Origin of the sequence: Rhizobium sp. FKY42 (genome assembly GCF_005222835.1) — a bacterium.
Lineage (GTDB): Bacteria > Pseudomonadota > Alphaproteobacteria > Rhizobiales > Rhizobiaceae > Neorhizobium.
The window spans coordinates 178097-198393 of the sequence record NZ_STGA01000004.1; the positions used below are offsets into that span (position 1 = coordinate 178097).

At 58.0% G+C, this 20297-nt stretch carries 19 protein-coding genes and 1 other RNA gene; 7 read left to right on the forward strand and 13 right to left on the reverse strand.

Features of this window, described 5'->3' with window-relative positions; genetic code table 11:
* Window positions 1-41 precede the first annotated feature (41 nt).
* Window positions 42-935, forward strand: a complete 894-nt coding sequence (locus E8M78_RS02510; protein WP_137133551.1) for a D-alanyl-D-alanine carboxypeptidase family protein — start codon at window positions 42-44, stop codon at window positions 933-935.
* A 78-nt stretch (window positions 936-1013) separates the two neighbouring features.
* On the opposite strand, the gene E8M78_RS02515 is transcribed toward E8M78_RS02510, so the two are convergent.
* The 11 genes from E8M78_RS02515 to E8M78_RS02565 all read right to left on the reverse strand — a co-directional run bounded on the left by E8M78_RS02515 (window position 1014) and on the right by E8M78_RS02565 (window position 9048).
* Window positions 1014-1526 (reverse strand): DUF1465 family protein, encoded by a 513-nt coding sequence (locus tag E8M78_RS02515; RefSeq protein ID WP_062555692.1) that lies wholly within the window; start codon window positions 1524-1526, stop codon window positions 1014-1016.
* A 446-nt stretch (window positions 1527-1972) separates the two neighbouring features.
* On the reverse strand, window positions 1973-2164 hold the full coding sequence (locus E8M78_RS02520) for a DUF1192 domain-containing protein (RefSeq protein ID WP_062555691.1): 192 nt from the start codon (window positions 2162-2164) through the stop codon (window positions 1973-1975).
* Window positions 2165-2171: 7 nt separating this feature from the next.
* Window positions 2172-2996 carry a TIGR00282 family metallophosphoesterase gene (locus tag E8M78_RS02525; RefSeq protein ID WP_137133552.1) on the reverse strand — a complete coding sequence of 275 codons (825 nt, stop codon included), beginning with the start codon at window positions 2994-2996 and terminating at the stop codon, window positions 2172-2174.
* Between the two features lie 10 nt (window positions 2997-3006).
* Window positions 3007-3588, reverse strand: coding sequence for a 5-formyltetrahydrofolate cyclo-ligase (locus E8M78_RS02530; RefSeq protein ID WP_137133553.1), 582 nt, complete (start codon window positions 3586-3588; stop codon window positions 3007-3009).
* The gene (locus E8M78_RS02535; RefSeq protein WP_137133554.1) at window positions 3585-4871 is read right to left on the reverse strand and encodes a hemolysin family protein; all 1287 of its coding nucleotides are present in this window, start codon (window positions 4869-4871) and stop codon (window positions 3585-3587) included. Before E8M78_RS02535 ends, E8M78_RS02530 begins: the two co-directional genes overlap by 4 nt.
* Window positions 4872-5057: 186 nt before the next feature.
* Window positions 5058-6098 (reverse strand): histidine kinase dimerization/phosphoacceptor domain -containing protein, encoded by a 1041-nt coding sequence (locus tag E8M78_RS02540; protein ID WP_137133555.1) that lies wholly within the window; start codon window positions 6096-6098, stop codon window positions 5058-5060.
* A 15-nt stretch (window positions 6099-6113) separates the two neighbouring features.
* Entirely contained in the window at window positions 6114-6551 is a 438-nt protein-coding gene (locus tag E8M78_RS02545) for a response regulator (protein WP_062555687.1), read from the reverse strand.
* On the reverse strand, window positions 6548-8047 hold the full coding sequence (locus E8M78_RS02550; protein ID WP_137133556.1) for an ATP-binding protein: 1500 nt from the start codon (window positions 8045-8047) through the stop codon (window positions 6548-6550). The genes E8M78_RS02545 and E8M78_RS02550 overlap by 4 nt, the downstream gene beginning before the upstream one ends.
* Before the next feature lie 94 nt (window positions 8048-8141).
* Window positions 8142-8300: non-coding RNA, 6S RNA (gene ssrS, locus E8M78_RS02555), on the reverse strand.
* Between the two features lie 61 nt (window positions 8301-8361).
* Window positions 8362-8742, reverse strand: a complete 381-nt coding sequence (locus E8M78_RS02560) for a cell division protein ZapA (protein ID WP_137133557.1) — start codon at window positions 8740-8742, stop codon at window positions 8362-8364.
* 33 nt (window positions 8743-8775) lie between these two features.
* Window positions 8776-9048 carry a DUF4164 domain-containing protein gene (locus E8M78_RS02565; RefSeq protein WP_062555685.1) on the reverse strand — a complete coding sequence of 91 codons (273 nt, stop codon included), beginning with the start codon at window positions 9046-9048 and terminating at the stop codon, window positions 8776-8778.
* A gap of 347 nt (window positions 9049-9395) precedes the next feature.
* Between E8M78_RS02565 and tkt the strand changes: the two genes are divergently transcribed.
* Both tkt and gap read left to right on the forward strand, forming a co-directional pair.
* A complete protein-coding gene (gene tkt / locus E8M78_RS02570; RefSeq protein ID WP_137133558.1) occupies window positions 9396-11375 on the forward strand; it encodes a transketolase in 1980 nt (659 codons plus the stop codon).
* Window positions 11376-11442: 67 nt separating this feature from the next.
* The gene (gap, locus tag E8M78_RS02575; protein WP_137133559.1) at window positions 11443-12453 is read left to right on the forward strand and encodes a type I glyceraldehyde-3-phosphate dehydrogenase; all 1011 of its coding nucleotides are present in this window, start codon (window positions 11443-11445) and stop codon (window positions 12451-12453) included.
* Between the two features lie 74 nt (window positions 12454-12527).
* Here gap and E8M78_RS02580 read toward each other — a convergent pair whose 3' ends face one another.
* Window positions 12528-13814, reverse strand: coding sequence for a TadE/TadG family type IV pilus assembly protein (locus E8M78_RS02580; protein WP_137133560.1), 1287 nt, complete (start codon window positions 13812-13814; stop codon window positions 12528-12530).
* 323 nt (window positions 13815-14137) lie between these two features.
* Here E8M78_RS02580 and E8M78_RS02585 point away from each other — a divergent pair, with 323 nt between their 5' ends.
* The 3 genes from E8M78_RS02585 to E8M78_RS02595 all read left to right on the forward strand — a co-directional run bounded on the left by E8M78_RS02585 (window position 14138) and on the right by E8M78_RS02595 (window position 18383).
* On the forward strand, window positions 14138-15967 hold the full coding sequence (locus E8M78_RS02585; RefSeq protein WP_137133599.1) for a potassium/proton antiporter: 1830 nt from the start codon (window positions 14138-14140) through the stop codon (window positions 15965-15967).
* Between the two features lie 82 nt (window positions 15968-16049).
* On the forward strand, window positions 16050-17252 hold the full coding sequence (locus E8M78_RS02590; protein ID WP_137133561.1) for a phosphoglycerate kinase: 1203 nt from the start codon (window positions 16050-16052) through the stop codon (window positions 17250-17252).
* 216 nt (window positions 17253-17468) lie between these two features.
* Window positions 17469-18383: a fructose bisphosphate aldolase gene (locus tag E8M78_RS02595; RefSeq protein ID WP_137133562.1), complete on the forward strand. Its 915-nt coding sequence runs from the start codon at window positions 17469-17471 to the stop codon at window positions 18381-18383.
* A 107-nt stretch (window positions 18384-18490) separates the two neighbouring features.
* On the opposite strand, the gene E8M78_RS23235 is transcribed toward E8M78_RS02595, so the two are convergent.
* Window positions 18491-18652 (reverse strand): hypothetical protein, encoded by a 162-nt coding sequence (locus E8M78_RS23235; RefSeq protein ID WP_170973294.1) that lies wholly within the window; start codon window positions 18650-18652, stop codon window positions 18491-18493.
* A gap of 251 nt (window positions 18653-18903) precedes the next feature.
* On the opposite strand from E8M78_RS23235, the gene E8M78_RS02600 reads away from it, so the two are divergent.
* Window positions 18904-20163, forward strand: coding sequence for an MFS transporter (locus tag E8M78_RS02600; protein WP_137133563.1), 1260 nt, complete (start codon window positions 18904-18906; stop codon window positions 20161-20163).
* The last annotated feature ends 134 nt before the right edge of the window (window positions 20164-20297 follow it).

A 20297-nucleotide genomic window follows, 5' to 3' on the forward strand; every position in this document is an offset into this window, starting at 1 on the left:
CAAGCCGGTTCACCGGTTTTCGCAACATGAAGAGAATGCTTATGTCTTTTGCTTTTTCGCGGTCGCTGACCTCACTCTTGGTCGCAGGCTCACTGCTTATTTCCACCGCACCGGTTCATGCCGAAGGCAATCAGGCCAGCCTGGTCATTGATGTAAGGACCGGCCAGGTGCTGGAAGCGGATCGTTCGACGGAGCTGCATTATCCGGCTTCACTCACGAAGATGATGACGCTCTACATGACGTTCGAGGCGCTTCACTCCGGCAAGTTGAAATGGACGGACCGGATCAAGATCTCCGAGAATGCCAACAACAAGGAGCCGTACAAGTTTGCGATCGGCGCCGGAAACACGATCAGCGTGCGCGAGGCGGTGGAAGGCATGATCGTGATTTCCGCCAATGATGCCGCAACCGCCATGGGTGAATATTTCGGCGGCACCGAGGAAGGGTTTGGCAAGTTGATGACGGCAAAGGCGCGCCAGCTTGGCATGGCGAACACCGTCTTCAAGAATCCCGCAGGGCTTCCCGACCCAGAGCAGGTCACAACCGCCGCCGACATGGCGAAGCTTGGCATGGCGCTGATGCGCGACTTCCCTGAAGACTTCAAGATGTTCTCCGCGCGGTCCATACAGTTCCGTAGCATGAAGATCCGCGGCCATAACGGCGTGCTGAATAGCTATCCGGGCGCCAGCGGGATCAAGACAGGCTATACGGATGCATCTGGCTACAATCTGGTGACTTCGGTCTCGCGGGGAGGGCGCAGTCTCGTCGGCGTCGTGCTGGGCGGAAAGACGGCGCAGGAACGGGATGAGACAATGAAGGCGCTTCTTGACCGCTTCCTGCCGGCTGATCCTGCGGCTGTCGCAAAGCGTCCCGGTGCGGATGTCGTTGCTCCGGCAAAAACGGCGACGGTAAAGGCAACCGTTGCCCAACCCTGACAAGATTGATCAGTTCAAAGAAAAAGCCGCGTCACCTTTCATAGGCATCGCGGCTCCTTCATGTATTAATGTTTGAGCTCAAGCGCCCTTGAACGCAGTCCGCAGAAGATCAAGCTGGGCGCGAACGCTGTTTTCGTTGTCCGGAACAATGGCTTCCTGCGGGCGGTAGATTTCGCGATCGAGAAGCGCAACGCGGTTCTGCAGGCGCAGCGAACGCTCGACAAGATCACGGAAGGCTTCAGGAAGATCGCCCCAACCCGGAGCCATGCGATCGACGTTGAAACCGTCGAGGCGAACCTTGTTCTTCTCCGCAAGCACCTGATCATAGCTCATCTCGCCGTTGTTGACGGCGCGCTGCAACAGCAGCCAGGATGCCATCTGCATCAGACGCGTGGTGAGGCGCATGGATTCCGCTGCGTAGAGAACCGTTGCAACGCGCGGCAAGACCTTTGAGGCTGCACGGCCCGGGCCATCCAGATAGGCGGCGGTTTCTTCAACCAGAGACATGCCTTCGGTGTACAACGCCTTGAACTGCGACGAGCTAGCGGCGCGGCCTGCGAAACTGACGGTATTCAATACCTGTTCTGACATCGAGATAATCCTGCTAACGCATCCACTTGATCAGGCAATGACGAAACCACTTAGAAGGTTCCGCTCTCGCTTTCTGCAACAGAAGATGATCCCACTAGCGCAATTCCGCAAGGCGTTTCTTAAAGAAGGGTTAATTCCCACAGTTTACAAGCATTGGAACAAAAAAAAGAGCCGCGGGAGCGGCTCTCAAGGTAAAACAGGGAGAATCAGACCAAATCGCCGATTGGAGAAACTGTCTGAGACCAGGAAACCCGGTCAAACACATCATTACTGAAAATGCTTAATGGCTGATTAATAGGTTTACACGCAGTATAAATTCTTCGCGAGCGGCCATTCTAGTTTGAGCCAGATCTGTCTCTCAAAGAAAATCTGCGCCACTTCAGGGCGAAAATCAGCTGAAGTGATTCGTACGGTTGCAAACATGAAGCGGGATGAGGCGCTTTGTCTCACCGCTTGAAGAAGTCTTCCGCCGCCCGTCGCCCGGCATCCTTCTGAGCGCGCTCTGCCTTTAGCCGGACGATTTCCGCCTCTAGCAAAGCAACGCGCTTGTCCAGTTCGTCAGCCGACAAGAGCGAGAGGTCGCAGCCGATTTCGTGTTGCGTTACCTTTTTCGGGCGATCATCGTCGAAGATGCTCATCTCGTCGTTACCTCCAGAATTCGGGAATGGCTTCCTGCAGGCGAGGGCCGATGCGAAGCGGCGCAATCTTTTCCGCAAGCCCGGTGCTGTCTGAAATTTCTACGCCAACGCCACATAGCGTTGCGGGACCGCTGGCTGCCTCAAAGCGGCCCTTCGGCATCTTTGAGATAAAGCGGTTCAGCGGCTCTTCCTTTTCCATGCCGAGAGATGAATCGTAATCGCCGCACATGCCGGCATCGGACATATAGGCGGTGCCGCCGTTCAGAATCTGGTGGTCGGCCGTTGGAACATGGGTATGTGTCCCGACGACAAAACTTGCCCGACCATCGACAAAATGTCCGAAGCACTGCTTCTCGCTTGTTGCTTCCGCATGGAAATCGAAGACGATGGCATCCGCCTGTTCTTTAAGGGGGCAGGCGTCGAGAATGGCTTCTGCGCTCTTGAAGGGATCATCCAGTTCCGGATGCATGAAGACGCGGCCCATGATGTTGGCGACCAGCACGCGCGCGCCGTTGCGGGCGTAGAACAGGCCGGAGCCGCGACCGGGTGTGCCAGCCGGATAATTGGCAGGGCGCAGGAACTGATCGTGTCGGCCGGCAAAGGAAACGGCTTCCTTCTGATCCCAGACATGGTTGCCGGTGGTCACCACATCGGCTCCGGCATTGATCGTCTCGAGATAGATATCTTCGGTGATGCCAAAGCCGCCCGCAGCGTTCTCGCCGTTGACGATGACGAAATCGAGCTTGAGGTCCGAGATGAGGCCGGGAAGACGATCCCAGACGGCGGTGCGTCCGGTCTTGCCTACCATGTCGCCGAGAAAGAGAAGTCGCATGCTAATCCGTTCAGCTGTTCAGGCGTCTCAGGCCACTTTCTGTGAGGATGCCGTGAAGACGCATATCGTGAGGTTCTGCGGGTACTGATGCCACTTCCTGGCAATCGAAGGCAATGCCGATCAGGCGCGGATGCAAGCCTTTCCTGTGCAAACGGTCGATTGCGCGGTCGTAATAGCCGCCGCCGTAACCAATGCGATGGCCATTCCTGTCAAAGGCTGCCAGGGGTACGAGCATCAGCGAAGGGTCCAGCTCCGCGCAGTCTGCACCCGGACCGAAGGTGCCGAACCCCATCGGCACCAAGGGGCGGTCCGCATGCAGTTCGCGAAAAACAATGGTCGTCTTGTCGAGGATAACCGGCAGGCAAAGAATGGCTCCGCGTGACTTGAGGCCTGCCATCAGCGGTCTGATATCCGCCTCGGACCGGATCGGGAAAAAGCCGGACACGATCATGCCCGGCTCGAGTTCCAGTGTATTGAGGCCAGTCTCGGCGATTGTCAGGCTCTTCTCGATGCGTTCGTCGGCGGACAGCAGATTGCGGGCTGCCAGCCGTTCCGCTCTCAGAAGAGCCTTCGCCTCGACATTGCCCGTCATGCTTCGACCGCTGCCTTCTGCACCAGAAGCTTGTCGATGCGCCTGCCATCAAGATCGATGACTTCGAAGGACCAGCCGTTCCAGTTAAAGCGCTCACCGAGTTCAGGCAGGTGCTTCAACTCATCCAGAACGAAGCCGGCAACGGTCTCGTAATCCGGATCTTCCTTCATGGAGAAGCCCATCTGATGGGCGAACTCATCGACCGGCATCCAGCCAGCCACCAGGAAGGAACCGTCGTCCCGCTGGACGATTGCGGGCTCTTCGACCTCATCCTCCTGGAATACACCGGTGATGGCTTCCAGAATATCGCCGGAGGTTACAATGCCTTCGAAATGGCCATACTCGTCATAGACCAGAACCATATGGGCGCTGGACTTGCGCAGGGCCTGGATCACGTCGATTGCGCCGGTGAGATCGGAGACCACGGGTGCCTCGCGCATGCGGTTGCGAATGTCCGGGTCCTTGCCTTCGGCGATCGCCTCATAAGCATCCTTGACGAAAAGGACGCCGAGGATCTCATCGGACGAGCCGTTGCGGACGGGTAGCCGGGATTTTTGCGTGTTCCTGAGCTGCGCGCGGATTTCCGCCGGATCGTCCTCGATGTCGATGACTTCCACATCGCGGCGAGGGGTCATCAAGCCGCGGGCGGTGCGGTCTGCAAGGCGCATGACGCCTGAGATCATGGCCGATTCTTCGGTCTCGATCACGCCGGCGATCTGTGCTTCGGCGAGGACGGTCCGAATTTCCTCATCGGTCATTCTCTCCTCGGATTCGCCCTTCTGGCCCAGTAGCGCCAGAACGCTTCGACCGGACGCGTCGAGCAGCCACACCAGGGGAAGCGCGAGCTTCGACAGAAGCACCATCATCGGTGCAACGCGTGCCGCAACCGTTTCCGGCGCTCGAAGCGCGATCTGTTTCGGCACCAGTTCGCCAACAATCAGCGAAAGATAGGTAATGGCCACAACGACCGAGCCGACGCCCAGACCATCTGCCCAGCCTTCGGGAAGGCCCATGGACAGAAGCCAGTCCGACAAGCGCGCTCCAAGGGTTGCACCGGAGAAAGCGCCTGAAAGGACGCCGACGAGCGTGATGCCAATTTGAACGGAGGAAAGGAAACGGCCAGGGTCTTCCGCCAGCTTGATGGCCTGAGCGGCCCCTCTGTTGCCCTGTTCTGCCATGACCTTCAGGCGCACGGCACGGGAGGAAACGACAGCCAGTTCGGACATGGCCAGTACGCCGTTGAGGATGGTGAGAAGAACGACGATGGATATTTCGGTTAACAAGTGACTCTCATTGGTTGCGCCAGGGATCCGAGCAGCTTTGAAAAAGCACAGTGATCCCGGGCCGACTCGAACATCCGGTCGACCCCGCCGCGCAAACACTTGGAAGCTGTTTCGGTTCCATTATGACGGCCACGGCTGACGTTAGGAGCCGGATATTATCGGTGGCGTTGCGCCTTGGCAATGCGCTCAGCCAGTTTGTCCGAGTTCAAGGGCAAGTTCGGCACGCGTTCCGCGTGTGACGTCCGCATAGGCGATGGAACTTCCAAGTGTTGCCGCCATGGAACGGATGATGCGGCTGCCAAGCCCTGTTCCCTTGGGGGTTGATCCTTCGATGAGACCAATGCCGTCATCTTCCACTGCCAGCAGGGCGTTTGCATCGCCTGTACGTTTCAGATGCACCCGCACCTCGCCGCCAGCGCCCATCGGGTACGCATATTTCAGGGCGTTGGTCAGAAGTTCGGTCACAATCATGCCAACGGAGACCGCACGATCCGACGTCAGTGATACGGCATCGGCATCCAGCGAAATGGAGGGGCCTTCGCTACCGAGATTGACGGAGCGGTGAACCTCCTGCACCAAAGTGGCAAGATACTTGTCCATTTCCACATGCCGTACATCGTCGGATGTATAGAGGCTGCGATGCATGCCTGCGATGGCGGTGATGCGGGCCTGCGTTTCGGTCAGCGCGTCGCGCACTGCCTCATCCTTGCTGCTCGTCACCTGAAGGCGAATAAGGGCTGCCACCAGCGCCAGACTGTTGGCAACCCGGTGGTTGACCTCTGCCAGCAGAACTTCCGCGCGTTCTTTGCCGCGGCGGATTTCCTGTTCCGCAAGCTCTTTCGCCCGATGCAGTTCCGCTGTGGCAATGGCCTGGCGCAGCGCGCTTTCCATCAGCGACCAGAATTCCTCGCCGACAGTCTTGATCACATAATCTGCGGCACCGCTCTTCAGCGCATCGACGGCAATCGTCGCCTCGCTCGATCCCGTCACGTAGATTGTCGGGATCGAGAGACCGCGTTCCTTCAGCATACGCAGAATGTCGAGACCTGTTTCCGATCGCAGATAATGATCGAGGACAATGGCATCGTAATGGCTGGTGTCCAGTGCCGCGAGGCAGGCGGCGCCGTCCATGACATGCTCCACCGTATAGCCGACGCGACCGAGCGAACGCTGGGCAAGGCGGCCGAGCGCTGCATCGTCGTCAACGTAGAGGATGGTCTGCGACATTGTCTCCACGCGACATCAAGGGATCTGCATGACGGAAAAAAACAGGCCCAACTGCCGGATGGCATTGGCAAAACTGTCGTAATCCACGGGCTTGGTAATGTAAACATTGGCGCCGAGATCGTAGCAGCGCTGAATCTCGCGCTCGTCATCCGTCGTCGTCAGGATCACCACCGGCAGGCGCTTGGCATGCGGGTTGGACTTCACCTTCTCCAGGATATCGATGCCGGACATGTCCGGCAGGTTCAGGTCGAGAAGGATCAGGATGTACCTGTTCTGAATATTGTCGCCGGTCCGGTCTGGGCCGAGAATATAGTCGAGAGCGGCGTTCCCGTTGGTAAAGGGGATGATCTCGTTGTTGACGCCCGCCCGGCGCACATTCTTTTCAATAAGGCGGGCATGGCCTTCGTCATCCTCGACCATGACGATTGTGACTTCGCGTCCTGCAGCTTTCATACCCCGTGACTCCTGACATACTGGGAAAGATCCATCGGCAGGCGCACAATGAAGGTTGAGCCGCCGCCAAGCGTGGAGGCGACCGTAATCTCACCTCCTAAATTTCTAACCAATGATCTAACATGGGCGAGGCCGATGCCTTCGCCCGGATTGTCCTGCAGTCCTGAACGACGAAAGAGTTCGAAGACCCGTTCGTGATCTTCCGGCGCGATGCCTCGACCATTGTCCTGCACTTCGATGCGGAGCGCGGTGCGACCGACAGCATAGGCTTTGACGACCAGTTGCAACGAACGCTGCGGGCTTTTGTATTTCACTGCGTTATCGAAGAGATTGCCGAAGATCTGTTCGAGTGAGAACTTGTCGGTCACCAGGTTGCGCGCCGCCTGCACGGAGATGCTGACCTCACCATCGCCATCGGTCACCTGATGGTTGATGCTGGCCGCCGTTGCTTCCAGAAGCTCCTGCAGGTTCACCGGTTCCGGCTTCAGTTCCCTGCGTCCATCGCGCGAGATTTTGAGGATGGCGTTGATGAGCCCGTCCATCTTCTTCGTGGAGGAGCGGATGAAGGAGATTGCTTCCGGCAGATCCTCCTCCACGGCGAGGCGTGCCTGCTGGATTTGATCGTCCGTCAGCTTGTCGCCATCGGCCAGAACATAGGCGCGGATCGATTTCAGCGTCTGATCCAGTTCGCTGGTGAAGCCCATGATATTGACAAGGGGCGCACGCAGATCATGGCTGACGATATAGGCATACCGCTGAATTTCCCGGTTTGCCTGCATGAGATCCTCGGTCCGTTCATTGACACGCTCTTCCAGCCCTGCATTCAGCGCTTCCACCTCGCGATGCGCGCGCGAAAGCTCTCGAACATGCTGAACGACGACCAGAATGGCGCCGCCTACAACGATCATGATGACGATACCGCCGCCCACCGTCGCCCATTGCAGTGTGCCAGCGGTGCCACTGAGTTCCTGGATCCCGGTGCTCAGTCTTACATCCAGATCTCGGATCAGGGTGATGAGCAGGCTGCTGATACTGTCCATGATCTCGCGGCCGGTGGCTTCGCGAACGAGCGTGATCGCCTCGTCAAATCGGTCCGCCTCGGCGAGATCAAGCGTGCGTTTCATTTCAGCCAGCTTGGCATCGAGCAAGGTGTTGAACTGCTCCACCGGGAAGTGCACCGCTGTCTGGCTGTCATAGGCTTTCTGGAAACGGGCTCGAGACGCGGCAACCCGCTCGGTTGCTGCGAGGTACGGTTCGAGAAACTCTCGATCACGGCTTAGCAGAAAGCCACGCTGCCCGGCTTCTGCCGCCCGCAGCAAAAGCATCATGTCCGCAGAGGAGCTTCTCAAGTCGCGCAAGCGCACGACGTCGGCAAAGTAGCTTTGCGTCGAGCGCGCCAGATACACGGATGATAAGACGATGGCAGCCAGGACGGCTGCGCCAACCATCAGCATCAGAAGCGACGAGCGCGCGAATTTTGTATTCGTGAATGGCATATATTAGAGAACCCTACCCCAAACGGGGTGGTTGGTCCTGGGGCGCGAAAAGTCAAGGCTTTACACGCACAAGGTTTTTCAACCTTCAAAGAAAGTACGATCCACGGCGACCGATGGAGATTTACGATCCTGGGTGCCTACAAAAGTAGGTGGGCACCGTGTGTCCAGGCCCACGGGCCTGGTCAGGGACAGCTCCCTTTGGATCGAGTATGGCCCCAGGGATTGTGGTTCCTGTCGGGAAGCGCAGACCGCATCAACAATATAAGCGAGAAGGTGAGGGATCGCCAGAGGGGCGAACGGAAATAGATGAGATATCAGTTGGGCGGGTTCTGAGCGGGCCGCGCATTGAGCTTTGCCGTGATGCCTTCAAGGCGTCCCGCAAGTTCCGAGAGGGTATGGATCATCGCGACCTCGCTCTTGTGCTGTGCCTCGGCGAAACCATTGCCCTCCGCTTTGAGAACGTCAAGCTCTCCCTCAAGTGATGCGATGCGGCGGTTGAGTTCGGACAGTTCATCCATCACCATGATTCCAGCCATGACGGTGAGGCGAAGGTCTCCGATCTCGCCGAACTGCCCTTTCAGGTGGCCGACATAGCGATCGAAACGGGAGGCCAGCGTTTCAAGGTGGCCTTCCTGGCCTTCCTCGCAAGCCATGCGGTAGGCTTTGCCGTCTATGGTGATCGTTACCTGAGCCATGGCTGTCGCCTGCTTTCCTGATTACCGGCCTGATTACCGGTCGAGAACGGCACGGATGGTTTCCATCGCCGTCACCAGACGGCGTGACACTTCGCGGTTGACCTCTTCCAGCCGGTTGGCGCGGAATTCCGATTGATCAAGCTCATGTGCCAGACGTGCGCGATCGGCATGAACGCGCCGCACTTCACTTTCCACGTCGGCGGCTTCCCGCTGACGCTCCATGCGCATGTCCACGGCAGTCTCAAGGCGGCTTACGGCAGCCCAGAGTTCGGCTATGGTGGCTTCCAAGGTTTTACTCACCGGCATCCCGCGGGGTCACAAGGCATAAGATATGGCGATTGCGAATCGTGGTCGCCATATCTCTCATAAGCATTGCACACTAGGCGTCGTGTCATTTCCGGTCAATAAAGTGAGCCATGCGTGGGCATGCCTTTGCTGTGGATCACGTCTCTCGACCAGAGCGAAGGTATCCTCATTTTAGGCCTTTCAAGTGAAGACCACAGATCCTACTTTATGACTACATCAAATGCAGCAACGAGCCCAGTTCGCGGGTGGCATTTATTGACTTGGCCGTTGCACCTGATATGGAACACCCGCGCCTCGTTTGGTCCTACTCACGGGCTTGATTGACACTGCAAACCAGCGGACTAGCCATGACCTCTGCCGAAAAACATAACCGGATGGCGAATGCGATCCGTTTCCTCTCCATGGATGCGATCGAAAAGGCAAACTCCGGGCACCCAGGCCTGCCAATGGGTGCGGCCGATGTCGCAACCGTTCTGTTCAGCCGTTACCTGAAGTTCGATCCCAAGAACCCGCTTTGGCCGGATCGCGACCGTTTCGTGCTGTCGGCCGGTCACGGCTCGATGCTTCTCTATTCTCTCCTGTATCTGACAGGATATGAGGATATGACGATCGAAGACATCAAGCAGTTCCGTCAGCTCGGTTCCAAGACGGCGGGCCATCCGGAATACGGCCATGCCTCGGGCATCGAGACGACCACGGGTCCGCTCGGTCAGGGCATTGCCAATGCGGTTGGCATGGCCATTGCCGAGCGCAAGCTGGCGCAGGAATTCGGCTCCGAGCTGCAGAACCATTTCACTTATGCGCTGGTCGGCGACGGCTGCCTCATGGAAGGCATCAGCCAGGAAGCCATCGCGCTTGCCGGTCACCTGAAGCTCAACAAGCTCGTCGTCTTCTGGGACGACAACAAGATCACCATCGACGGTGCGGTCTCCCTGTCTGACTCTACGAACCAGATCGCCCGCTTCAAGTCGGTGAACTGGAACACGATCGAGATTGACGGCCACGATCAGGATGCGATTGCCGCAGCGATCGAGCAGGCACAGAAGTCGGATCGTCCAACCTTCATAGCCTGCAAAACCATCATCGGTTTCGGCGCGCCCAACAAGCAGGGCACGCACAAGGTGCACGGCTCGCCGCTCGGTGCCGAAGAAATCGCGGCAACCCGCAAGGCGCTCAACTGGGAAGCGGAAGCTTTCAGCGTTCCCGCCGACGTTCTGGACAACTGGCGTCTGGCCGGTCTGCGTTCCACCAAGGCACGCAAGGAATGGGAAGAGCGTCTGGCTGCTGCCGAGACCGAAAAGCGTGCCGAGTTCGTGCGCCGTTTCGCAGGCGACTTGCCGGGCGGTTTTGACAGCGCCATCGATGCCTTCAAGCAGAAGGTTGCCGCCAATAATCCTACCGTTGCCACGCGCAAGGCTTCCGAAGATGTTCTTGAAGTCATCAACGGTCTTCTGCCGGAAACGCTGGGCGGTTCTGCCGACCTGACGCCGTCCAACAACACCAAGACCAGCCAGATGAAGGCAATCACGCCGGACGATTTCTCCGGTCGCTACATGCATTACGGCATTCGTGAGCATGCCACGGCGGCAGCGATGAACGGGATTGCCTTGCATGGCGGCCTTATTCCGTATTCCGGCGGCTTCCTGATCTTCTCCGATTACTGCCGTCCATCGGTTCGTCTTGCTGCTCTCATGGGCATTCGCGTCGTTCATGTGTGGACGCACGATTCCATCGGCGTCGGCGAAGACGGTCCCACGCACCAGCCGGTCGAGCATGTGGCTTCGCTGCGCGCCATCCCCGGCCTGCTTCTGTTCCGTCCAGCCGATGAGACGGAAACGGCAGAATGCTGGCAGATCGCGCTCCAGAACAAGAATCGTCCCTCCGGTCTGGCGCTTACCCGTCAGAACCTGATGCCGGTCCGCAAGGAGTATGAGGAGAAGAACCTCTGTGCTTCGGGAGCCTATGAACTGGTCTCTTCAAGTGATGCGAAGGTCAGCCTGTTTGCCTCGGGTTCTGAGGTTGAGATTGCCGTCAAGGCTGCTGAAGCTCTGGAAGCCAAGGGTGTTGCCACCCGTGTTGTTTCGGTTCCGTGCGTCGAGCTGTTCTTCGAGCAGTCTGAAGACTATCGCAAGGCGATCCTCGGCAAGTCGCCGGTCAAGATAGCCATCGAGGCAGGCGTTCGCGAGGGCTGGGATGCCTTCATCGGAAACGATGGCGCTTTCATCGGCATGAAGTCCTTCGGCGCTTCCGGTCCGGCCAAGGATCTCTACAAGCACTTCGGCATTACGGTCGAAGCTGTCGTTGCAGCCGCCGAAGCCAAGCTTTGATTATTCCGGGCGCCTGATGGCGCCCGTTTTCCATCACCATAAGCCCAAGTCTAGGGAGTTAATGCACATGACTGTCAAGGTTGCCATCAACGGCTTCGGCCGCATCGGCCGCAACGTTCTCCGCGCCATCGTCGAGTCGGGTCGCACCGATATCGAAGTTGTTGCGATCAACGATCTCGGTCCGGTTGAAACCAATGCTCACCTGCTGCGGTACGATTCCATCCATGGCAAGTTCCCGGCAGAGGTCAAGGTCGAGGGCGACACGATTACCGTTGGCGGTGGCAAGCCGATCAAGGTCACGGCAGTCAAGGATCCGGCAACGCTGCCGCACAAGGAACTGGGCGTCGACATCGCTCTGGAATGCACGGGCATCTTCACGGCTCGCGACAAGGCTGCCGCTCACCTGACGGCTGGCGCAAAGCGCGTCATCGTTTCGGCTCCGGCTGACGGTGCGGACCTGACGGTCGTCTACGGTGTCAACCACGATCAGCTGACGAAGGACCATCTGGTTATCTCCAACGCTTCCTGCACCACGAACTGCCTCGTGCCGGTCGTGAAGGTTCTGGATGATGCTGTCGGCATCGACCACGGTTTCATGACGACGATCCACTCCTACACGGGCGACCAGCCGACGCTCGACACCATGCACAAGGATCTGTACCGCGCCCGCGCCGCAGCTCTTTCCATGATCCCGACCTCGACCGGTGCTGCCAAGGCTGTTGGCCTTGTTCTTCCGCACCTGAAGGGCAAGCTGGACGGCACGTCGATCCGCGTTCCGACGCCGAATGTTTCCGTGGTGGATTTCAAGTTCGTGGCCAAGCGCGATACGACCGCCAAGGAAATCAACGATGCCATCATCGCTGCGTCGAACGGTGCTCTGAAGGGTATCCTCGGCTATACGGATGAGCCGCTGGTTTCGCGTGACTTCAACCACGACAGCCATTCCTCGATCTTCGCGCTCGACCAGACGAAGGTTCTGGAAGGAAACTTCGTGCGTGTTCTGAGCTGGTACGACAACGAGTGGGGCTTCTCCAACCGTATGTCCGATACGGCTGTTGCCATGGCAAAGCTCATCTGAGCCAGCAACCATTCCATCAACGAGAAAGGGCGCCGCAAGCGCCCTTTTTCATGTCCGGTTTCCGTACTGGCTGCTTACTTGACCAGTCGCCCGACGTTTGACGTGCTGCTGCCGTTCGAGGCGGAGGTCGTGGTGCTCGCCGTGGCGGATGGCGTAAATGGCTCCATGCGCCACTTCGACGTGTTCATAATAACGGAATTCACCACCATGCTGATCTTGCTTGTCTGGTTCGTCGTCGAGTTATAGGTCACATCGCGGTTGGGCAGATAGATGATGCCTTCGATGTTTTCGCCCTTGGAACCGTTGAAGATGTATTGCGTCTTGCGGCTATTGTTGGCTGCGTCCGATGTCTTTTCGAACATCAGAATATCTTTGTAGGCGCCGCTGGTCGAGGGCGAGCCGGTGAAGGTCAATCCGCCGTTCGCCCGGATTTCGCTATCGACATCAGGAAAGTAAAAGGTCACGCCATTTGCCGTGACCGTGGAACCGGAGTTCAGGATCATTCTGCCCTTGATGATGTGAAGGCCTGGCTTGAAGGTGACGGACGGGCTTCCGTTAAATGTGACATTGCAATGCATGCCGGGCTCGAATGTGAAGATATTGCCATCCCGCACGCCAGAGGTGGTGCAGGAAGAAGGCAGCTTAGGCTCGGTGAATTTACCGAGGTAGGGATCGGGATTGACCGCGCAGCCCGTCTTCAGATTGGAGAGCGTGCCGCCGTTCTTGATATACTTCGTACCTTTGACGCAAAATTCTGCCGTATCAACGGTCGATCCGCCATTCATGATGAAGGCGGGATCAGCGGTTGAATGAACATCGACACGACAGGCGTTCGACTTGAGGCTGACGCCCGAATTGATGAGCACCGCCTGCGACTGATTCCCAAGAACATAAAGGCAAGAGCCGGGCGTCGTCTGTGTCGTGGTGGAGGAGGTCGATGGTGTCGATGGCGCGCCGTTGACCGTAGCCGTTACGCTGAGCGGCAGAGTGGGCATCCCGATCAGGCCGAGGAAGGAAGTGGTGTAGCCTTGCGAATAGACCCCCGTCAGGCTTCCATCCGCATTCCTGGTCACCTTCAGACGATTGGTCATGGCACCGTCGACTTGCGTATCAACGTTTGCTGTGTCGAAAGCAGCAATGAAGTCGGCAGTCACATCCTGCTGCTTGCTCAGATCGCTTTCGCGGGCGGCCGCCAGAAGACCGCCATCCAGATGCGCCTGCATCTGCTGGCGCTGATCGTAGGCTGCATAGATGTCAAGAGCGCCTCCGCCTGCGAGGAGAAGCACGGGCACAACGATCGCTGTCAGAACGCCGAAATTGCCAGACTCGCACCGAGCAAAGGAAGTTTTCGTTTTACGCAAGGCAGTTCTATCCCATCACATGATGTTACTGTCGCTTTATCGCCGGATATTGGGCGAAGGCTGTTAAGACACAGTCACGGAGATTTTTAAAAATCGAAGCATGTTTTATTTTAGTATTTTCATATATTTTATCGGCATCCCACGCATTACGGCGACCGCCCTGCTGCTGCCCGAATCATCGACGCCTATGCATAATGGAGCGAAGGTTTCTTTCCGTTGCCGTTGTCTTTTCGGTTGTCGACCGCAAGGCTAGGCTGGAAAGATCGTGAAGAGAGGCTGCACAAGCAGGCTCGGTGACAGTTGGTGCGAGAGGGGCGGGATCTTTGGAGGCGTTTTATGTCGTCGTGCTGGTGGGAACGGTGCTTGTTCTCGCGGCCGCCTTCTCCAGTCTGCTCGCCTTCCGGTTTGGCGCGCCACTTCTTCTGATCTTTTTGATGATCGGGCTCGTTGCCGGAGTGGACGGGATCGGCATCAATTTCAGCAATTTCTCGATGGCCTATGTGCTGGGTTCGCTGGCGCTTGCCGTCATCCTGTTTGATTCCGGATTTGGTACATCGCTCCATTCTTTCAAGATCGCGGCTGCGCCTGCCTTGACGATGGCTTCTGTCGGCGTGGTCCTGACGGCTGCCATATTCGCCTTTGCGGCGTCCCTGCTGCTCGGCATCGACTGGCTGCACGGAATGCTGCTCGGCTCTATTGTCGCCTCGACCGATGCGGCTGCCGTCTTCTTCCTTCTGCGCGTTGGCGGAGTGCATATTCGTGACAAGGTGCGCTCAACGCTGGAAGTGGAATCCGGCACCAACGATCCGATGGCGGTGTTTCTCACCATCGCGCTGGTCGAACTCATCGCCTCGGGACATGGAACCTCCGGTTTCAACCTCGATCTTCTCACTATGTTCGTGAAGCAGATGGGGTTGGGGACGGCACTTGGCCTGCTGGGCGGATTGATGATCGTCTCCGTGCTCAATCGATTGCCGGTCGATCGAGGCCTTGCTCCCATCTTCGTGCTGGGCTTGGCGATGCTGATCTTCTCCTTCACCGGGGCGGTGGGCGGCAGCGGTTTTCTGGCGGTTTACGTGGCGGGTATTTTTGCCGGGAACAAGCGCATCTTCGCCAAGGAAGCGATCCGCCGCTTCCAGGACGGGCTTACCTGGCTTGCGCAGATCATCATGTTTCTGGTGCTGGGGCTTCTGGCGACCCCTTCGCAGTTTCCCACCATCCTGCTTCCTGCCATCGGGCTTGCGCTCTTCCTGATTTTCGTCGCGCGGCCGATTGCCGTCTGGCTCAGTCTGTTGCCGTTCGACTTTACACAGCAGGAAATCGGCTTTGTGGCCTGGGTCGGCTTGCGTGGTGCGGTTTCCATCCTGCTCGGCATCATGCCGATTCTGGGCGGCATTGACGACCAGCATGTCTTTTTCAACACCGCGTTCATCATCGTGCTCGTCTCGCTGCTGCTGCAAGGCTGGACCATCCGGTCGGTCGCCGAACGGCTGGGCCTGATCATCCCGCCGCGAATGGGCGAGGTGGACAAAGTGGAACTGGACCTACCGGGCAGGGCCAATCATGAACTCATCTCCTACCGTGTCATCAAGGACAGCCCCATCCTGCGGGGCGAACGAATTCCGCGCTGGGCCATGCCCTCGCTCGTCATTCGCGATGGCCGCAGCATGCGCTACCAATATGCCGGTCGGTTGCGGGAGAACGACCAGGTCTATCTTTTTATAGCGCCGGGTTATTCGCGCCTGCTCGACCGGTTGTTTGCCAGCCGCGTGCCGGTGGACGAGGACGATGCGGACTTCTTCGGCGCCTTTGCCATCTCGCCGTCACGGCCCGCGAAGGAACTGGATGCCGCCTATGGTCCCGGCCTTCTGACGACGGCGGAACAGGCCATGACGGTGGGCGATCTCATGACCTACCGGCTTGGCGGCAAGGTGGATTACGCGGACCGGGTGCGTCTCGGATCCATCATCCTGATCGTGCGGGACCTGGACGAGCATGAGCATGTGAGTTCCGTCGGTATCTCGCTGGAGCCTGTCGAGCCCGCTACGCGTCTGCCCATCTTCATCAACATGCGCGAAATCGCCCATCGTATTCGCGATCTCATCCGCCGTTACCGGGGAAAGCCGATACCCGGACAGGAAAATCGGGGATAGGAAAAAGGCGACGGGCCTTGCACCGTCCGGCAGGTTGAGTATGGTCCGCTTCGAATTTCAACCATCGAAACGGATTGCCATAATGCCAGCCTTCAAGACCCTGGACGACCTCTCCGATATCGCAGGCAAGCGCGTTCTCGTGCGCGTGGACCTCAATGTTCCCGTCTCGGACGGAAAGGTGACGGACGCAACGCGTATCGAGCGTGTCGCTCCGACGATCCTCGAACTGTCCGGCAAGGGCGCAAAAGTTATCCTGCTGGCGCATTTCGGCCGCCCCAAGGGTGCGCCGGTTGCCGATATGTCCCTGAAGCTGATCGTGCCCGCCGTTGAAGAGGTGCTGGATCACGCCGTTCTGTTTGCCGAGGACTGCATCGGTGAAGCGGCGGCGTCCGCGGTTTCCAAAATGCAGAACGGCGACATCCTGCTTCTGGAAAACACCCGTTTCCACAAGGGCGAGGAAAAGAACGACGCCGACTTTACGGCAGCCCTTGCTGCCAATGGCGATATCTTCGTCAACGATGCCTTCTCGGCGGCACACCGCGCCCATTCCTCGACGGAAGGTCTGGCCCACCATCTTCCCGCCTATGCAGGCCGCACCATGCAGGAAGAACTGGAGGCGCTTGAGAAGGGTCTTGGCAATCCGGCGCGCCCGGTTGTCGCCATTGTTGGCGGCGCCAAGGTTTCGACCAAGATCGATCTGCTGATGAACCTTGTGAAGAAGGTGGATGCGCTCGTGATCGGTGGTGGCATGGCCAATACCTTCATCGCGGCCCGCGGCACCTCTGTCGGCAAGTCGCTCTGCGAGCATGATCTGGCGGACACTGCAAAGCAGATCATGATCGAAGCGGCGAGTGCGCAGTGCGCCATCGTTCTGCCGGTAGACGGCGTGGTTGCCCGCGAGTTCAAGGCCAATGCGGAAAATGAAGTGGTCGATATCGAAGCCATTCCCGCCGACGCCATGGTGCTTGATGTTGGCCCGAAGTCGATCGCAGCCGTCAATGAATGGATCGGTCGCGCGCACACACTCGTCTGGAACGGCCCGCTTGGTGCTTTTGAAATCGCGCCCTTCGATACAGCGACAGTTGCTGCTGCAAGATTTGCCGCCGAGCAGACCAAGGCTGGCAAGTTGGTATCCGTTGCGGGTGGTGGCGATACGGTTTCTGCGCTCAACCATGCAGGTGTCGCAGACAGCTTCTCTTACGTCTCGACCGCCGGTGGTGCCTTCCTCGAATGGATGGAAGGCAAGGAACTGCCGGGCGTCTCTGTCCTGATCAAAAGCGTCTGAACCGCGACAAAATAGCGCGTGCGCAACTCAAGGAAAGAGTTGCGCACGTGGAAATCACCAGCTTTAAACTTTTTTAGATGTTTTAAACGATTGAAATAATTTCAATCGTTTCAAGCCTTAAGCGTAGGATTTCCCTCACTAAAAACTTCTGTTATCCGCGGATGATATCCAACGGGATGAGCCCGTTATAGGCCGACTTAGGGACAGGAGTTGAGTATGGGAGACGCCAAGATGTTGCACAAGATGAGTTCCGCGCCGGGATTTATTGCGGCGCTGGATCAGAGCGGCGGTTCGACACCGGGAGCCTTGCGTGCCTATGGCGTGATGGAAACCGACTATCAGGGCGACGAGGAGATGTTCCGCCTGATGCACGCCATGCGCGTCCGCATCATGAGCGCGCCCTCGTTCACGGGCGACAAGGTTATCGGCGCGATCCTGTTCGAGCGTACGATGGATGGCGATGTCAATGGTGAGCCGGTTCCCTCCTATCTCTGGGAAAAGCGTGGCGTCGTTCCCTTTCTCAAGATCGACAAGGGCCTGAACGCGGAGGAGAACGGCGTTCAGACCATGAAGCCGATGCCGGAGCTTGACGCTCTGCTGATCCGTGGCCGTGAAAAGGGCATTTTCGGCACCAAGATGCGTTCGGTCATTGCCAATGCGGATAAGGCCGGCATCGCAGCCGTTGTGAAGCAGCAGTTCGAAGTAGCACGCCAGATTATCGGTCAGGGCCTGATGCCGATCATCGAGCCGGAAGTCTCCATCAAGAGCCCGACCAAGCAGGAGGCGGAAGCCATTCTGCGTGACGAGATTGCTTCGCATCTCGACAAGCTGCCGTCCAGCGAGACAGTCATGCTGAAGCTGACCATCCCGACGGTTGCCGATTTCTATGCTCCCTTCATCGGCCACAAGTCGGTCGTCCGCGTCGTCGCCCTGTCGGGTGGATACAGCACGGCGGATGCCTGTCAGAAGCTGAAGCATAATCCCGGCATGATTGCGAGCTTCTCGCGCGGCCTGACGGAGAGCCTGCGCGTTACGATGACGGATGCCGAGTTCAATGCGGCCGTCGCCGGAACCATTGACCAGATTTACGACGCAAGCGTCAACAAGGTTGCGGCCGGCTGCGCTGCTTGAGGCATAGCTGGATCGATTTACGAGGCCGCTCCGGAAACGGGGCGGCCTTTCTTGTGGGTTGTACTTCTATTTTTCCGTTTCGCCCTCTGACGTTTTTTAAGGCGCGTCTAGCTGAAGTCTCGAACGAGCAGAACGATTGCCCAGGAGACAAAGGCAAGCACTGCCAGCTTCCAGAAGTCGGCACGGCGCTTCAGGCCGGGAAGGCCAAGCGGCTTGATGATCTGGACCACCATGGCCAGCAGCAGCAACAGGCCGATGATTTTCGTCATATTGTTCCAGATTCCTTCAACCGCAGCCACAGGCTGGACATTTTTCAGCGCCATCAGGATTAGGGCTTGCGAATGAGATTCGGAACCGTTCATTCATTAAACAGAGCGAATTCCATCGCGACACCTCTCTAAGTCAGCCGCAATTTCCGGATTCCTGCCAGAATTCTGATTATTTGCGCAATGACTTAACCATTGCCGTGCTTTGCTGTCACGGTCCTGTTCACGTTCTGGTTCTGCTCGCGGTTTTGCCGATGCCTCGCAATATTCTGCCTGTTTTCAGTCTTCTCCTCGGTACACTGTTTCTGTTTCTGGGAAACGGGTTGCAGGGATTGCTTCTGCCGGTGCGCGGTACGCATGAGGGCTATTCCAACGAAATTCTCGGCCTTCTCGGCACGACCTGGGCTGCGGGTTTTGTTGCAGGCTGCTTTGCCGCGCCTCTCCTGGTGCGCCGCATTGGCCATGTTCGCGCCTTTTCAGGCTTTGGCGCCATCATCTGCCTCAACGTGCTGGTGACAGGCATGTTCGTGAATGATGTAGCCTGGCTGACCCTTCGCGCGGTCACCGGCTTCTGCACCGCCGGAACCTCGATGATCATCGAGAGCTGGCTGAACGAGCGCGCGACGAACGAAAGCCGCGGCGCCATCTTTTCGCTCTACATTGCCATAACGCTGATGGGCGTTGTTGGCGGACAGTTGCTGGTCGGGGTAGCGGATGTCACGACCCCGATCCTGTTCATGGTCTGCGGTATCCTGTACTGCATCGCCATCCTGCCAACCACGATCTCGACAGCCGCATCGCCGCAACCGCTCAAACGGGTCAGTCTCGATCTCAAGGGGCTCTATCGGAATTCGCCGGTATCCTTCGTCGGCATTCTGATGATCGGTATTGCAAACGGCGCTTACGGCACGCTGGTTGCCGTCTTTGGCGCGAAGGCCGGGCTTCACCAAAGCACCATCGCCATCATGGTCAGCATCACCATTTTTGCCGGTGCCATCATGCAGTTCCCGGCGGGCCGTCTGTCCGACCGCATGGACCGCCGCTATGTGCTGGCCGCGCTTTCCGCGCTTTCCGCTCTTGCCGGTTTTGTGCTGGTGGTCCTGCATCCGATGAATGTCTATGTCATTATCGCGCTGGTGGCGATCTATGGTGCAGCGGCCAATGCGCTCTATCCGATCGCTGTTGCGCATGCGAACGATTTTGCGGCACCGGAAGATTTCGTAAAAGTGTCGGGCGGCCTGCTTCTGCTCTACGGTATCGGCACTGTCATCGGCCCGACGCTCGGTGGTCCGGTCATGACGTATTTCGGTCCGCATGCGCTGTTTGCGGTGACGGCTGTCGCGCATCTGATTGTGGTTGCCTATTCGATTATCCGCAGCCGCATCCGGGCGGCGCGTCCGCGTGAGGAAAAGGAAAATTATACAACAGCGGTGCCGGGTGCTTCTGCACAACTGGCAACGCCGGAGGGCCTGAAGCTCGATCCGCGCGCGACAGGCTCTACCGACCGGCGTTGATCCGTGGGTTCATTGATGACAGGAAAGTGAGAGCGCACAGCCGTTCGCAGGCTGGACGCTCTTCAATGTCTGCCGCATCTTTCGTTCACGAAGACGAGGGATTGGCACCATGTTTCGCGCAGTCGCATTCGCTT